At 66.1% G+C, this 14936-nt stretch carries 14 protein-coding genes; 7 read left to right on the forward strand and 7 right to left on the reverse strand.

The annotated features are described in order from the left end of the window. Positions 1 to 40: 40 nt before the first annotated feature. Entirely contained in the window at positions 41 to 811 is a 771-nt protein-coding gene (locus tag HLA91_RS08850) for a hypothetical protein (RefSeq protein WP_170274383.1), read from the forward strand. A 72-nt stretch (positions 812 to 883) separates the two neighbouring features. Here the strand turns inward: HLA91_RS08850 and HLA91_RS08855 are convergent, their stop codons facing one another. Beyond that, a complete protein-coding gene (locus HLA91_RS08855; RefSeq protein WP_170274384.1) occupies positions 884 to 1348 on the reverse strand; it encodes an NUDIX hydrolase in 465 nt (154 codons plus the stop codon). Positions 1349 to 1392: 44 nt separating this feature from the next. Further along, positions 1393 to 2718, reverse strand: coding sequence for a short-chain fatty acid transporter (locus HLA91_RS08860; RefSeq protein ID WP_170274532.1), 1326 nt, complete (start codon positions 2716 to 2718; stop codon positions 1393 to 1395). 369 nt (positions 2719 to 3087) lie between these two features. Here HLA91_RS08860 and HLA91_RS08865 point away from each other — a divergent pair, with 369 nt between their 5' ends. Then, a complete protein-coding gene (locus HLA91_RS08865) occupies positions 3088 to 4500 on the forward strand; it encodes an LPXTG cell wall anchor domain-containing protein (RefSeq protein WP_170274385.1) in 1413 nt (470 codons plus the stop codon). A 231-nt stretch (positions 4501 to 4731) separates the two neighbouring features. Here the strand turns inward: HLA91_RS08865 and HLA91_RS08870 are convergent, their stop codons facing one another. Next, complete coding sequence (locus tag HLA91_RS08870; protein WP_170274386.1) at positions 4732 to 6108, reverse strand: NAD-dependent succinate-semialdehyde dehydrogenase; 1377 nt, start codon at positions 6106 to 6108, stop codon at positions 4732 to 4734. 171 nt (positions 6109 to 6279) lie between these two features. On the opposite strand from HLA91_RS08870, the gene HLA91_RS08875 reads away from it, so the two are divergent. After that, positions 6280 to 6645, forward strand: coding sequence for a nuclear transport factor 2 family protein (locus HLA91_RS08875; protein ID WP_170274387.1), 366 nt, complete (start codon positions 6280 to 6282; stop codon positions 6643 to 6645). Here HLA91_RS08875 and HLA91_RS08880 read toward each other — a convergent pair. Next, positions 6627 to 7526 carry a 3-hydroxyacyl-CoA dehydrogenase family protein gene (locus tag HLA91_RS08880; protein ID WP_170274388.1) on the reverse strand — a complete coding sequence of 300 codons (900 nt, stop codon included), beginning with the start codon at positions 7524 to 7526 and terminating at the stop codon, positions 6627 to 6629. The genes HLA91_RS08875 and HLA91_RS08880 overlap by 19 nt on opposite strands. A gap of 101 nt (positions 7527 to 7627) precedes the next feature. On the opposite strand from HLA91_RS08880, the gene HLA91_RS08885 reads away from it, so the two are divergent. Continuing rightward, positions 7628 to 8470 carry a hypothetical protein gene (locus HLA91_RS08885; RefSeq protein ID WP_170274389.1) on the forward strand — a complete coding sequence of 281 codons (843 nt, stop codon included), beginning with the start codon at positions 7628 to 7630 and terminating at the stop codon, positions 8468 to 8470. A gap of 199 nt (positions 8471 to 8669) precedes the next feature. Here HLA91_RS08885 and HLA91_RS08890 read toward each other — a convergent pair whose 3' ends face one another. The 3 genes from HLA91_RS08890 to HLA91_RS08900 are packed head-to-tail and all read right to left on the reverse strand — an operon-like array spanning position 8670 to position 12082. Further along, complete coding sequence (locus HLA91_RS08890) at positions 8670 to 10295, reverse strand: long-chain-fatty-acid--CoA ligase (RefSeq protein ID WP_170274390.1); 1626 nt, start codon at positions 10293 to 10295, stop codon at positions 8670 to 8672. A 52-nt stretch (positions 10296 to 10347) separates the two neighbouring features. After that, positions 10348 to 11112 carry an enoyl-CoA hydratase gene (locus HLA91_RS08895; RefSeq protein ID WP_170274391.1) on the reverse strand — a complete coding sequence of 255 codons (765 nt, stop codon included), beginning with the start codon at positions 11110 to 11112 and terminating at the stop codon, positions 10348 to 10350. Beyond that, positions 11105 to 12082 carry an NADPH:quinone oxidoreductase family protein gene (locus HLA91_RS08900; RefSeq protein WP_170274392.1) on the reverse strand — a complete coding sequence of 326 codons (978 nt, stop codon included), beginning with the start codon at positions 12080 to 12082 and terminating at the stop codon, positions 11105 to 11107. The genes HLA91_RS08895 and HLA91_RS08900 overlap by 8 nt, the downstream gene beginning before the upstream one ends. A gap of 166 nt (positions 12083 to 12248) precedes the next feature. Between HLA91_RS08900 and HLA91_RS08905 the strand changes: the two genes are divergently transcribed. From HLA91_RS08905 to HLA91_RS08915, 3 genes are all read left to right on the forward strand, one after another. Continuing rightward, the gene (locus tag HLA91_RS08905) at positions 12249 to 12890 is read left to right on the forward strand and encodes a PaaI family thioesterase (RefSeq protein WP_170274393.1); all 642 of its coding nucleotides are present in this window, start codon (positions 12249 to 12251) and stop codon (positions 12888 to 12890) included. A 94-nt stretch (positions 12891 to 12984) separates the two neighbouring features. Then, a complete protein-coding gene (locus HLA91_RS08910; RefSeq protein WP_170274394.1) occupies positions 12985 to 14127 on the forward strand; it encodes a thiolase family protein in 1143 nt (380 codons plus the stop codon). Positions 14128 to 14393: 266 nt separating this feature from the next. After that, positions 14394 to 14930 carry a TRAP transporter small permease subunit gene (locus HLA91_RS08915; protein WP_170274395.1) on the forward strand — a complete coding sequence of 179 codons (537 nt, stop codon included), beginning with the start codon at positions 14394 to 14396 and terminating at the stop codon, positions 14928 to 14930. Positions 14931 to 14936: the final 6 nt, after the last annotated feature.

Here is a 14936-nt window from a genome sequence, read left to right on the forward strand (position 1 = left end):
GATGCGATCTGGTCACGACTGTGACAGATATAATGCCGTCATGACGGCTCTGCGCATCACCTCGGAATTCATCGCCCGCTATGCCCCGCGCTATGTGATCACCGAGCTCGAAGACCGCCTGCTGACCAAGGACGCGAAGAAGGCACGCAAGAAGGAGCGGCTGAAGTACAAGTCGTTGCTGCGCTTTGCGGAGTGGAAGGCGGTTGCCGTTCTGCCGATGCTCACCAGCTACTCTGACAAGGCCACGCAGAAGGACATCGAGTACCTGACCTTCCTGGCGCTGGAGGAGGACACCCCTGATCGCTGGCGGATTCCGATCCTGTCGATCATCGCCGGGGTCGGCAAGCCCTTCGCCAGTGCGATCCTCTCAGCGGTCTACCCCGCGGATTTCGCGCTCATGGACGCCCGCTCGGTCGGCGTGCTCTTCGATGCGGGCCTGTTGGAGTCGAAGAACACCGCCCGCGTGCCGTATGAAGACTACCTGGGTGTCGTGCGAATGATCGCCAGCGAAGCGAATGTCAGCCTGCACGAGGTCTACCGCGCCCTCTACGCATACGCCGAACTCGGCGAACTGGCCGCCGAAGACACTGCGGCGACGGTTGAGGGCACCGAGTCAGCCACGGCGAAGCCTTCCACGACCAAGACTGCCGAGACCACGCCTGCCACGGCGAAGAAGACGACTGCGCAGAAGAGCACCACCACGAAGGCTGCGCCGAAGAAGGCCGCTACCAAGAAGGCCACCGGCAAGAAGTCGACAGCCACGAAGACGACGGCGAAGAAGTCGACTGCGCAGAAGTCGAACAGGAATTGAGCCGCAGGCAGTGCCACGCAGCCGGATCTGTTTCGGCCGGCTGCGCGGCACTGTCAGGTCATCACAGCGCTGTCAGCGCGGCTGTGCCGGTGTGCTCGTGCCCTCGGCCAGCCAGTCGGGCAGGTTGGGGATGACGCACTCGCGAGTCAGGGAGGCGAACCGGCGCTCGGCGGTGTCGGCTGGCAGGTCATCGAAGGAGAACCAGGCAGCCTCGGCGATCTCCTCGTACACCGCAGGAGCGGAGACATTCAGACCAGCGGGCAGACCGCGGTAGGCGAAGACTGTGCCCGTGACCGCATGCCCGGCCTCATTGGCAGCCGCCGCGGTCCACGTGCCGAGCTCAACGAGCCGGTCATCGGCAAGCTCAAGATGCAGCTCCTCGGCGACTTCGCGGATGATCGCGTGCCGAGCGCACTCACCAGGTTCGGGCTTGCCGCCAGGCAGCATGAACGCCTGGGTGCCGGACTTGCGGACCATGAGCAGCTCACGGTGCTCAGGGTGGCGGATGACGAGGGCGGAGACGCGGATCTCAGGCATGAGGGCACTCTAACAACGCACGCCAGCCACCGCCTCGGGGGCGGTCACAGACTGATGATGAGCAGGGTCGCCCCGAGCACGACGCCGGCGCCGAGCAGGGTCAAGGTGGTGTAGCCGATGATGTCGCGCATCTTCAGCCCGGCGATCGCAAGCACCGGCAGGGCCCAGAAGGGCTGGATCATGTTCGTCCACTGGTCTCCGTAGGACACCGCCATGATCGCCACTGTCGGGTCGACGCCGAGCTGGTCGGCGGCATCGAGCATGATCGGGCCCTGCACGGCGAACTGGCCGCCGCCGGAGGGGACGAAGAAGTTGACCAGGCCGGCGGCGAGGAAGGCGAGCAGGCCGAAGGTCGTCGGGTTGGCGATCGAGACGAGTGCGGTGGAGAAGACGACGATGAGGCCGGTGGCCTTCATCATGCCGAGGATGCCGGCGTAGAGCGGGAACTGCAGCAGGATCTCGCCGACGTTGGCGGCGGCCTCCTTCGTCAGGTGGATGAGTTCGAAGGGGCTGCGCACGAGCAGGAAGATGAGCGCCAGGAACGACCAGTTGACGATGTCGAGGGTCAGCGAGCCGCCCTGGACGAAGTGGACGACGAGGTAGCCGGCCAGTGCGAGGCCGGTGATGAGGGTGAGGATGCGTGAGGCGTCGATCCGGTCAGCCGGTGTCACGACGTCTTCGCCGGCGGGGTCGTAGGCCTCGGATTCGACGTGGGCGGGCAGTTCGACGACCGGGTCGTTCTTCCGCGGGGCGGCCAGAGCGAACAGGGCGGCGCAGACGATGATGACGGCGGCGGCTGCGGCGATGTTCCAGCCGGCGAAGATCGTCTGGGAGACCGGGATGAGCTGGCCGCCTAAGGATTCGGCGAGGAAGGAGTCCGGGGTGGCTGCGGTCAGCGGACCTGAAGCGGAGTAGCCCATGTGCCACACGACCATGCCGGAGTAGCCGGCAGCCACGAGCAGCGGGAAGTGGACCTTCATCTGCCTGCCGCGAGCCTGAATGGCGATCTCGCGGGCGAGCAGTGCGCCGACGACCAGACCGAGTCCCCAGGTGATGAGAGAGGCGACGCTGGCGACGATGAAGACGAAGACGTAGGCCATGAGCGGGCTCTGCGGCACGGCGGCTAGCGCGGAGAGGCCCTTCCGGACGGGTCCGGTGTTGGCCAGGATGTGGCCGAGCAGCAGGATGAGCGCCATCTGGGTCATGAACTCCAGCAGCCCGGCCAGGCCCTCTCCCCAACCGGTGAGCACGTCGACGGGGCGGGCATCGGTGAGGATGAACGCAAGTATCGCGACGATGAGGGTGAGCAGGATGGCGAAGACCAGCGATGACGGCACCCAGCGCTCGAGGAAGTGATTCAGCGGTCGCATGAGCCCGCGTGAAGCCTGCGCGTTCGACTGCGCTTCCTGGGTTTCCGGGGTGGTCGGGGGCGGAGTGTGACTAGCCATGAGGTGTGGGCCTTTCTCGTCGTTGAGTTCCGGTTGTGGTGACCGGTGGTCGCGGTCGGATGTGCTCGCACCATGCTACGGGCGATGATGCCCCGGCTCTGAGGCGGGGTTCCGGGTGCTGCCTTCAGGGCAGAGACCTGGCCCGGCACCCCGGTCGGCCGGCTATCGGACGAAGTGCCGCAGATCTCGGCCAATTCACCGAATATTCAGGAAACCTGGTTGTCACCCGATGCCACTCAGGTTACTCTCAGAGAGAATTGATATTTTTCTGACCTTCGAAGGGACAGCCTCATGAAGCGCACATCTCTCCGCCGCCTGGCTGCCGGCGCCTCCGCCGCCGCGCTCGTCAGCGCTGGTGCGCTCTTCGGCTCCTCGGCCGCATTTGCGCAGCCGACGCCAGAAGAGACACAGGCTGCCACCGAGCCGGCGGCGCAGCCGGCTGACAGCGGTCAGAAGTCTGAGGAAGAGAAGCACGACGACTCGGCCGAGAAGCAGGCCGAGACGGAGACTGAAGAACAGCAGAAGCCTGCCTCTGCGAAGACCAAGGAGCTTTCGAAGACCGACGAGCCGGCTGAAGACGATGGCGACGACGATGCCCCGGCGTTCGACCCGCAGGTGAGCTCGGCTCCGGATGAGATCACCGCCGCAGACCTCACCGACCCGGACAAGGGCATCAGCATCACAGCCTCAAACCTCCAGGCCGGAGACGTTGTCACCGACAACCTCACCAACAAGCCGAATACCGCTGACGGTGACAAGCTGACGACCAGCGTCTACTACACGGGCGATGCGAGCGACTTGAAGGTCGGCGACACAGTGAACTTCACCGTTACCGTCGCTCGTGAGGGCGAAGAGTCGAAGACCTTCGACTTCACCGTCACGATCATCGGTGAAGACGACGGCGACGATGAGGCCCCGGCGTTCGACCCGCAGGTGAGCTCGGCTCCGGATGAGATCACCGCTGCAGACCTCGCCGACCCGGACAAGGGCATCAGCATCACAGCCTCGAACCTCCAGCCCGGAGACGTTGTCACCGACAACCTCACCAACAAGCCGAATACCGCTGACGGTGACAAGCTGACGGCCAGCGTCTACTACGAGGGCGACCCGAGCGACTTCGAGGTGGGCCAGAAGGTGGGCTTCACCGTTACCGTCTCCCGCGAGGGCGAAGAGTCGAAGACCTTCGACTTCACCGTCACGATCATCGGTGAAGACGACGGCGACGACGAGACCATGGAGCCGGAGCTGAAGATCTCACCGCAGAAGATCAGCGTCACCGACTTCCGCAATGAGAACAAGGGTGTCCAGCTCACCGTCACGAACTGCTACCCCGGTGAGGCAGCAGCGTTCATCATCGAACATGAGAACGGCGAGCTGAGCTACGAAGTCGACGCCGACACCAACGACGACGGCACCGCCGTCATCGAGCATATCCACGGCACGGGCAACGCACCCGACTCCGCTTACACAGGCACCTACACCGTCACCGTCATCTGCGGCGATGGCGAGAGCGACGGAACGTTCTCCGTCCACGCCGATGACAACGGCAAGGGCGGCGGTGACTCTGACAAGGGCCGTGACCGCGACCGCAACGAGCTGCCGCGCACCGGCTCAGACCTGACAGCACTCTACGGTGCAGCCAGCCTGCTGGCCGTCGGAGCTGCAGCCATGGTGGTCAGCCGTCGCAAGAGCACCAAGCAGTGATGACCGACGGCTGAGAAGCTGACATTCTGTGGTCCGCTGGGGGATTCTCCCGGCGGGCCACAGTCATGTCTGCGCACAGGTGCGACTGTGCAGGGTCGGCCGCCGGCACCGCAGTCGTCACCGTCACCCGGCACGCGAAGAGACAATGAGAGCTCAGACGGCACGCTGATCGCACGTGCCAAAAGAGTCGGCCCGCCGGGCGAACCCGGCGGGCCGACATATGCTCTGAGATCAGCTGTTCTTGTAGTACAGCTGCTTGTTGCAGAACTCGTCCATCGCCAGCGGGCCGAGCTCACGGCCGACACCGGAGCGCTTGACGCCGCCGAAGGGCAGGTACTCCCGGGACTGCTCAGGTCCGTTGACGAAGACCATGCCGGCCTGCAGCTGGTCGGCGACCTTCTCCGCCCGGCTCATATCCGAGCTGAACACGGCCGAGCCGAGACCGAACGGGGTGTCGTTGGCCAGCTCGACGGCTTCCTCGTCGGAGGAGACGCGGAAGATCATGAATGCCGGGCCGAAGAGCTCCTCGTAGTAGCCGCGCTTGCCCTTCTGCACATCGGTGAGCACGACTGGCTCGACGAAGGAGCCCTTTCCTTCATAGGCCTTGCCACCGGCCAGCAGGGTCGCACCGTCAGCCACCGTCGCCTCGACCTGCTCCATGAACCGCTCCTGCGCTGCCTTCGACGACAGCGGGCTCAGTTGTGAGTCCTCGGCCAGCGGGTCAGCCGGGGTGAACTTCTTGGCCGACTCGGTGATCTTCTCGACGAATTCGTCGTAGATGTCGTCCATGACGATCATGCGCTTGGGCGAGTTGCAGGCCTGGCCGGTGTTGCCCATGCGAGCCTGGAACAGCGTCTTGGCGGTCGCGGCGACATCCTCGGAGTCGAGCACGACGTACGGGTCCGAGCCGCCGAGTTCGAGGACCACCTTCTTGAGGTTCTTGCCCGCCTCGGCGGCCACAGCCGAACCGGCGCGCTCCGAACCGGTCAGGGACACGCCCTGGTTGCGCGGGTCGGGCAGGATGATGTCAGCGACCTGCTCGTTGGTGGCGTAGACGTTGATGTAGGCGTCGGCCGGCAGGCCGGCCTCGGCGAAGATCTCCTCCATCACCTGTGCCGAGCGCGGGCACTGCGGGGCGTGCTTGAGGATGATCGTGTTGCCCAATGCCAGGTTCGGGGCGGCGAAGCGAGCGACCTGGTAGTACGGGAAGTTCCACGGCATGATGCCCAGCAGCGAGCCGACCGGCTTGCGCAGCAGATAGGCCTCGCCGTCCTTGGGTCCCTTGAGCTTCTCCTCGGAGATGAACTCGGCGGCGTTGTCGGCGAAGTACTGGTAGATCATGCTCGACAGTGCGACTTCGCCCTTGCCCTCCGGGATGGCTTTGCCCATCTCGAGCTTGATGATCTCGGCAAGCTCCTCAGCGCGATCCGAATAGATCTTAGCGACCTTCGACAGGATTGTCGTGCGCTCCTCCACTGGGGTGGTGGACCAGGTGGCGTAGGCGTTGTGCGAGCGGGCGAGCGCATCGGTGATCTGCTCATCGGTGGCGGTCGGGAACTCCTCGACGACCTCACCGGTGGCGGGATTGACGACTGCATACTGCGACATCTGTGATTCCTTTCACTCGACCGTCGCGGACCGCGTACCTAAGGCTGCGACGGTGCAGGCCGGCCTGTGCACCGGCGGTTGATGCCCACGCTAGTCGCCGCTGGGCCTGCTGTTCAACCGGCGTAGACTGGCGCTGAGACCCCGTCCCGCCACCTGTTGAGAGGACCGATCGTGACCGCTGAGAGGCACAGCATCGAAGAACTCGCCGCCCGCTACTACGCCACTGTCGACTCCGGTGATGCCGATGCGACATCGGCGCTGTTCGCCCCCGACGCCAGCTATGACCGGCCGGGCTACCCGACGATGGTCGGGAAGGCGATCACCGACTTCTACCACGGTGAGCGGATCATCGTCTCAGGCCAGCACACCATCACCGAGGTGCTGGTGTCCGGCCAGCAGGCTGCTGTGCAGGGATCGTTCGCCGGCACGCTCAAGGACGGTTCGGAGGCCAGCGAGCGGTTCGCCGACTTCCTCACCTTCGACGATGCCGGGCTCATCACGAACCGGACGACGTACTTCTACCGCGCGGCAGTCTGAGTCAGGCCGCGCAGGCGCAGGATGCCCTCCTGCATGTGGTCGCGTTCGGCCGTGAGCGCCTCGGCTGACGGGTAGGCCCGCTCAACCTGCTCGAAGACCGGTTCCATGCCTTCGGCCGACATATCCGGTTCGGCCACGTCGATCTGCGCGAACGACGGGCCGATGTGCTCCATGAGACCGCGGAACCCGGCTTCTCCCCCACCCAGGTGCAGGCCGCCGAACAGTCCGACGGCAGCCCAGCGCATGCCCAGTGCGTTCTTCAGCACCGTGTCGACATCTTCGGCACTGGCGATGCCGGCTTCGACGATGTGGGTGGCCTCGCGCAGCAGGGCGTTCTGCAGACGGTTGCCGACGAAACCGGGGGCTTCCTTCTCGAGCACGACCGGCACACGGCCCAAGGTGACGAGGAACTCGCGGAGGGCAGCCACCACCTCGGGCGCGGTGCGCTCACCGGGGACGACCTCGACCAGGGGCATGACGTGCGGCGGGTTGTACGGGTGGCTGATGAGGATGCGGGCGGCTGCCTCGTCGGACAGACGCGCAGCGATCTTCGTCGGCAGCAGCGCGGAGGACGATGAGGCAAGCACACAGTCAGCCGGGGCGGCGTCGACGAGGTCAGCGAACATCTGGATTTTCGCTTCGAGGTTCTCCGGCCCGGACTCCTGCACCAGGTCAGCGCCGCCCACCGCCTCGGTCAGGCACTGGCAGACCTCGATCGGTGCCTCGGTCTCAGCGGCCAGCCTCTCGGCGACCGTGTCGAGATCCGGGCGGGGATCGAACAGGCGCACGCGGTGCCCGCGGGAGGCGAACAGCCTAGCCCAGGACAGGCCGATCGTGCCGGCGCCGATGATGGCGGCAGTCAACGGGGTCTCGGTGAGCATATGGGCAAACGTACACCGCCGCCTGCCACATTTCGACCCCGCCCGGCTCGCGGGACGGCCAGCACCCTGGCGGTAGTGCGCTGGCGTGGAATAATAAATCTATGAGCAACGAGAACATCATCGCCGGAGCCGAGGAACAGCTCGCCCAGGCGCAGGAGTCAGCCGGTGTCGTCATGCGCTGCCTGCACACCGCCGCTGAGGCGGCCGAGGCCTCGCTGCTGCTCGATGAGGTGTGGAACGTCGGCAGAGCCGGCACCACCCAGCTCGAGCCCGGGCTCATCGTGGCGCTGGCCCATGCCGGCAACTACGTCGCCGGGGCCTTCGATGTTGAGGACGACTCGCTCATCGGCGTGACGATCGGGTTCTTCGGCCAGCCGCTGGGCAAGATGATGCACTCCCATATCGCCGGTGTGCGCCACGAACAGGTGGGCCGCGGCACCGGTGCAGCGATGAAGCTGCACCAGCGGCTGTGGTGCCTCAACCACGGGATCAAACAGATGACGTGGACGTTCGATCCGCTCATCGCCCGCAACGCCTACTTCAATTTCAGCCGGCTCGGCGTCAATGCGCTGGACTATTACGAGGACTTCTACGGCCAGATGCGCGACGGCGTCAACGAGGGCCAGGCCTCAGACCGGATGCTCGTGTCCTGGCGGCTCGACCTGCCAAAGCGCCCGCCGCTGCCGGAGGCGCTGGAGAGCGCTGAGCCGGTCTTCGCACTCGACACCGTCGACGGTGAGCCGCGGCTGAGCGACGTGCCGCGCGAATGCGAGGTCGTCGGAGTGCGGATCCCCAGCGACATCGAATCGCTGCGCGGGGTCGACCCGGAGCTGGCGACCCGCTGGCGGATGGCGCTGCGCGACACGTTCACCGGCCTGATGGAAGACGGATGGGAGATCGTCACCTGCCGCCGCGACGGGGTGTACCTGCTGACGCACCCGTGACGGGTGAGCTGGCGCAGCCAGTCTGCGAGCCTGCGATCTGCGCGCCTGTGCTTCCGGGCAGAAGTCCGGTCACAAAGTGACGGTCCCGGGTACGGATCAGGGGCAATATTCGACCAGTCTTTGGGCCGAGAAGAGTGAGAGGAGCCATCCTCCCGATTCCTGATTGGGTATCGGAAGGATGGCTTCTCTGTGTCTGGGGTCAGTCCTGCTGCTGGTGCTGACTGCGCAGCAGCTTCTTGTCCAGCTTGCCCACTGAGGTGCGCGGCAGCTCCTCGCAGAAGACGACGTCATCGGGCAGCTGCCACTTGGCGAACCGGTCGGCGAGGACGGCGAGGATGCTGTCCTTCGTCACACCGTCCTCGCGGGCGACGACATAGGCGACTGGGCGCTCATCCCACTTGGGGTCGGGCACCGCGATGACCGCGGCCTCGGCGACCTGCGGGTGATCGAGCAGCGCATTCTCCATGTCGATCGAGGAGATCCACTCACCACCGGACTTGATGACGTCCTTGAGGCGGTCGGTGAGCTTGAGGTAGCCCTGCTCGGTCAGCAGTCCGGCGTCTCCGGAGCGCCACCAGCCGTCCGTGAACCTCTCGGCGCTGTCGTCGAGGTTGTGGTAGCTGCTCGTGATCCAGGGTCCGCGGAAGAGGACCTCGCCCTGTTCACCGGCCGGCACCTCGGCTCCGGCCGGGTCGACGATCTTGACGTCGATGCCGGTGACCGGCACACCTTGGTAGCGCTGCAAATCCCACACCTCGTCCTCGCTGAGCTCCATACCGGGCTTGAGATGCCAGTTGACGGTCACCAGCGGCGTCGTCTCCGTCGCACCGTAGGCGTGGATGACCTTGACGCCGGTGAGGTCGGTCAGACCCTTGAGCAGCGCCAGGGGCGGTTCGCTGGCACCGGAGACCACCCGGGTGCTGGAGAGGTCCGGCGGGGTGTCGAGGGCCTTGAAATGCTCGAACAGCGGAGTCAGCAGGGCCGGTGCTGCGTTGGCGACGGTGACACCGAAACGGGTGAACCCTTCGGCCACCGGGGTGATATCCGCAGCAGCGAAGCGGCCCGGCAGCACGACTCCGGCGCCGGCGGCCAGCGCAGTCTGGGGGAAGCCCCAGGAGATGACGTGGAACATCGGCGTGATCGGCATGACGACGTCGGTGTAGTCGACCTGAAGGGCAGCCAGTGAGGCCATCGTGTGCAGATACATGCCGCGGTGGGAGTAGAACACCCCCTTGGGCTTGCCGGTCGTGCCGGTGGTGTAGCCGGCATAGGCGGCGGTGTTCTCGTCGATGACCTGCCAGTCGTAGTCGGTGGGCTTGCCGGAGATGAGCTCCTCATAGGAGTACACGTTCTCCAGGCTCGTCTCGATCTGATCCAGCGGCTTGTCCGTGAGCACCACCCAGCCCTTGACGTAGGTCGATGGGGCGAACGCCTCGGCCAGCGGCAGCAGCGATTCGTCGACGAAGACCCAGTCGGTCTGCGAATGGTTGACGACATAGGCGAGGTCGGGGACCGCCAGGCGCAGATTCAGCTGCAGCATCGTCGCCGCCACGCACGGCACACCGAAGTACAGCTCGAAGTGGCGGCGGGAGTTCCAGTCCATGACCCCGACGGTGCTGCCGGCACCGATCCCGAGCTCATCAAGGGCGTGGGCGAGCTGGCTGATGCGGGCGTACTCTTCGCCGTAGTCCGACTGGTGCCACTGACCGGCCAGATCGCGGTAGGTCACCGGTGCATCGGAGAACGTCCGGTTGGCATGCCGGAGGAAGGTAGTGAGGTTGAGCTGGTAGTCATCGCCCATGGTCGAGCGGTTGCCGGTGAGCATGAGGGTGTGCCTTTCATGTCATGCGAGTGGTGCGGGTGCAGCGGCTGAAACGTCAGGAGCCGCGGAATTCCGGGGTGCGCTTGGCGAGGAACGCCGTGACGCCTTCGGCGGCATCGGCGGAGTCCTTGAGCATGTCCTGGCCGGTGGCCTCGCGGTTCAGGGCTGCGTCGAGTTCGTGCAGGGTTGCCTGGTTGATCGCCCATTCGGTCTCGCCGAGTGCCAGGGTGGGGCCGGCGGCGAGCTGGGAGGCGATCTCCTGTGCCCGGGTGAGGTACGCCTCGGGTGCGGTGACCTCGGTGGCCAGGCCCCAGTCGTAGGCCCGGGCGGCGTGGACCTTCTCGCCGGTCAGGGCCATGCGCAGGGCACGGTGGCGGCCGGCGGAGGCGGCGACGAGTGCGGTCGAGCCGCCGTCGGGCATGAGGCCGATGCGGGTGAAGGCGAGCATGAGGTAGGACTTCTCGCTCATGATGACGTAGTCACAGATGAGCGCGAACGAGCAGCCGACACCGGCGGCCGGGCCGGAGACGGCGGCGACGGTGGGCACGCGCAGGTCGCGGATCTTGCCGATCGCCTCGTTGATGACGTCGAGGCCGACGCCCTTGAGCTCGCCGTCGGTCATCGCTGAGACGTCAGCTCCGGAGCAGAAGGCGCGTGCATCGCCGGTGAGGATGACGGCCCGGGCCTCTTCAGCGGCGCGGTCGAGGGCTTCATTCAGCGCGATGACGGTGTCGCGGGTGAGCGCGTTGAGCGCCTGTGGGCGGTTGATGCGGATTGTCATGACGCCGGCGTCGAGGGTGACGTCGAGCTCCTCAGCCATGGGTGTCCTCCTGAATGTCGAGAATGACTTTGCCGATCACCGAGCGGTTCTCCAGTTCGGTGATCGCCGCAGCGGCCTGGTCGAGGCTGAAGCGGGCGTGGATGTGGGGGTTGAGCTGGCCGTTTGCGAGGTATTCGCGCAGGTGGGCCCACTGCTTCTGGGCCATGAGCGGGTCGGACGGCAGGGCTGCGCCCCAGCCGACACCGGCGACGGAGATGTTGTTGAGCAGCAGCCGGTTGACCTTGACTTCCGGGATCGAGCCTGCGGTGAAGCCGAGCACGAGCAGTGTGCCGAAGCGGGCCAGACACCGCAGGGAGTCGGTGAAGCGGTCCCCGCCGACCGGGTCGACGACGACGTCGACGCCGCGCGGGGCGACGTCCTTGACGGCGTCTTTGAAGCCGTCGGCGCCCACGACGTGCTGGGCGCCGAGTTCGGTGACCATCGCAGCCTTCTCATCACTGGAGACCACCGCGATGACCTCAGCCCCCATGGCCAGGGCGATCTGCACGCAGGCCGAGCCGAGGCCGCCGGCCGCACCGTGGATGAGGACGCGCTGACCCGGCTGGAGGTTCCCGCGGGTGCGCAGGGCGAAGTCGGCGGTCAGGACGTTCATCGGCATCCCCGCCGCAGCCTTCAAGGAGACCTCCTCAGGCAGGGGCAGAACCATCGCCTCGGGTGCGGTGGCGAATTGGGCGAAGGCCCCGTTCGGGATGATCGCAGCGACCCGGTCACCGGGGGCGAAGCGGGAGGAACGGGATTCGACGACGGTGCCGGCGAGTTCGGACCCGAGGATGAAGGGCGGTTCGTGCTTCGTCTGGTACTGCCCGTATGTCTGGAGCAGCTCGGGGAAGGTAACCCCGGCGCAGGCGACCTCGATGAGGACTTCGCCCTCGGTCGGGGACGGTGCGGGTGCGTCCTGCAGCTCGACTGCGCCCGGGCCGTCGAGGCGGGTGACGTGGATGGCCTTCATACTCTCCCTTTTCGCCGTGAGACTGTGCCGGCAGGGCGTGTGCGCCCTTGCCACGGTCGATGCCGGCAGCTAGATTGAATCCGGTATCGAACGATTGTTCAGCAGACTACTGGCTTGATCTGTCTCACACAAGAAGAGACGGGACGCAAAGCCTGCGAGGAGTGAGATGAACCGTCACCGTCAGTCCCACGTCACCCCCTATATCGCCCACACAGCGGAGCTGACCCGCGAGCTCATCGACGTGCTCGTGGCCACCGGTGACGAGGCGGCTGTGGCCGCACGGGTCGGGGAGCTGGCCGGGCAGCTTCAGGCACTGGCCGCCGATCCGTCGCAGGCGGCACCGTCGCACGGCGCCCGAGAGTCCTATCTGCCCAACGACCGCAGCCCGGTGACCTCGCTGCGCAACCCGATCGCCCCGCCGATGGAGCTCAGCTATTCAGACGGCCGCGCCGAGGGCACCGTGACGCTGAGCGCACCCTATGAGGGCCCACCGCAGCGAGCGCACGGCGGGGTCGTGGCGATGCTGCTCGATCACGTCATGGGAGCTGCCGCCAACACTGATGCCCCGCCGCCGGCGCTGACCCGGATGCTGTCGATCGACTACTTCGACGGCACCCCGCTCGGCACCGAGGTCACTGTCGTCGCCTGGGTCGACCAGGTTGAGGGCCGCAAGAAGCACATGGTCGGCGAGATCCGGCACGATGGCAAGGTGTGCGCGCGCTCGACCGGGCTGTGGATCGACCTGCCGGCCGAGGTGTACGAGAAGGCCTTCGCCGAGGCCGGACTCGCCCCGGAATCATTCGCCTGACCACCACAGTGTGACCCCGGTCGCAGAGGCCGGTTAGCGGCTGGCTACAGTTGAGCTCGGTCACACTCACTGCACCGCCGACGAAGGAGCCCACATGAACGACGCAGTCATCGTCGCCGCCCGCCGCACCCCGACCGGTAAGCGCGAAGGCGTGCTCTCCGGCATCCACCCCGCTGACCTTTCGGCCGTCGTGATCGAGGACCTCGTGACGACCACCGGCATCGACCCGGTCGTCATCGACGATGTCATCTGGGGCAATGTCACTCAGGCCGGCGAACAGACCGGTGACATCGCCCGCACCGCAGCCCTGTCAGCCGGCCTGCCGGAGTCGGTGCCCGGCGTCACAGTGGACCGCCAGTGCGGCTCGTCACAGCAGTCGGTGCACTTCGCCGCCGCCGGACTCATCGCCGGCCACTACGACGCCGTCATCGCCGGTGGCGTCGAGTCGATGTCGCGCAACCCGATGGGCTCCTCGCTCATGGGCAAGAGCCCCTACGGCGAGCGCTTCCTCGCCCGCTACGACGGTGTGTTCCCCAACCAGGGGATCGGCGCAGAGATGATCGCCGAGCAGTGGGGTTTCGACCGCACGCAGCTCGATGAGTTCGCCATCGAATCCCACGAACGCGCAGCCGCAGCCACTGATGCCGGTGCCTTCGAATCGCAGATCGTGCCGGTCGAGACCGAGCACGGCACCATCACCGCTGATGAGGGCATCCGCCGCGGAGGCACCGTCGAGGGCCTGGCGAAGCTCAAGACCGTCTTCCGCGAAGACGGTGTCATCACCGCCGGCAACGCCTCCCAGATCTCCGACGGCGCAGCAGCCCTGCTCATGATGACCTCGGAGAAGGCCCGCGAGCTCGGGCTCACGCCGATCGCCCGCGTGCACACCGCGGTGCTGGCTGGAACTGATCCGGTCATCATGCTCACCGGCCCGATCCCAGCGACCCAGAAGGCGCTCAGACGCTCGGGGCTGTCGATGTCGGACATCGGCGTCTTCGAAGTCAACGAGGCCTTCGCCTCGGTGCCGCTGGCCTGGGCCAAGGACCTCGAGGCAGACACGAAGCTCATGAACCCCAACGGCGGTGCGATCGCGCTGGGCCACCCGCTCGGCGGCTCGGGCGCGCGCCTCATGACGACGATGGTCCACCACATGGCCGACAAGGGCATCAGGTACGGCCTGCAGACGATGTGCGAAGGCGGCGGCCAGGCCAACGCCACCATTCTCGAACTCCTCTGACACCACGCCCGAGGCACAGCTGGAAACCCAGCCACCGCCTCGGGCGCGGCACCGTCACCGGTACGGCCGGGGCAGCAGGACTGCCCCGGCCGCTGCCGTCTCATCAAGCCTGCGGCGGCCACCTGTCTCGACTGTGTCACAGGTCATAGAAAGTTCTTGAAAACTGGCTGAACAATCATTAACTTGATACCAGCGTCAACTTCAGCTGACGCCGCGGCGCCCGCAGCAGCGGGCGACGAACCGTGAGACGAACCGAGGTGACACTGGTGTCCAGGCTCAACGCGCTGCTCGACAGATCCCTGTCGGTCCTGACCGCGATCGCCGTCGTGCTCATGATGGCCCACATCGTCATCCACGCACTGTCGCGGTTCCTCTTCAACGCCCCGATCTTCGGCACCAACGAGATCGTCGCTTTCTGGTACCTGCCCTTCGTCGCACTCCTCGGGATCCCGGCCGCACAGCTGCAGAAGGAGCACATCACTGTCTCCCTCCTCTCAGATCGGCTCGCCCCGCTGCCGCAGGCGATCACGAAGATCTTCGGTTACGCCCTCGGCGCGCTTGTCAGCGTCGGGTTCGCGTGGTTCGGGCTCAAGGAGGCGCTCAAGCGCATGGACATGGGCGCGACTGCCGGGGTCACCGACATCATCGCCTGGCCGGTGTACTTCCTCGTCCCGGTCGTGTTCGCCATGCTCGCCGCACTGTTCGTCGTCGACATCATCATCACCGCCCGCACCCGCAATCCCGAGGTCAATCCGCTCACCGGTGAGACGGCCGAACGGGACATCGAAGAGACCATCATCTGAGGCAGG

It is taken from the genome of Brevibacterium luteolum (assembly GCF_013004595.1).
GTDB classification, from domain to species: Bacteria; Actinomycetota; Actinomycetes; order Actinomycetales; family Brevibacteriaceae; genus Brevibacterium; species Brevibacterium luteolum.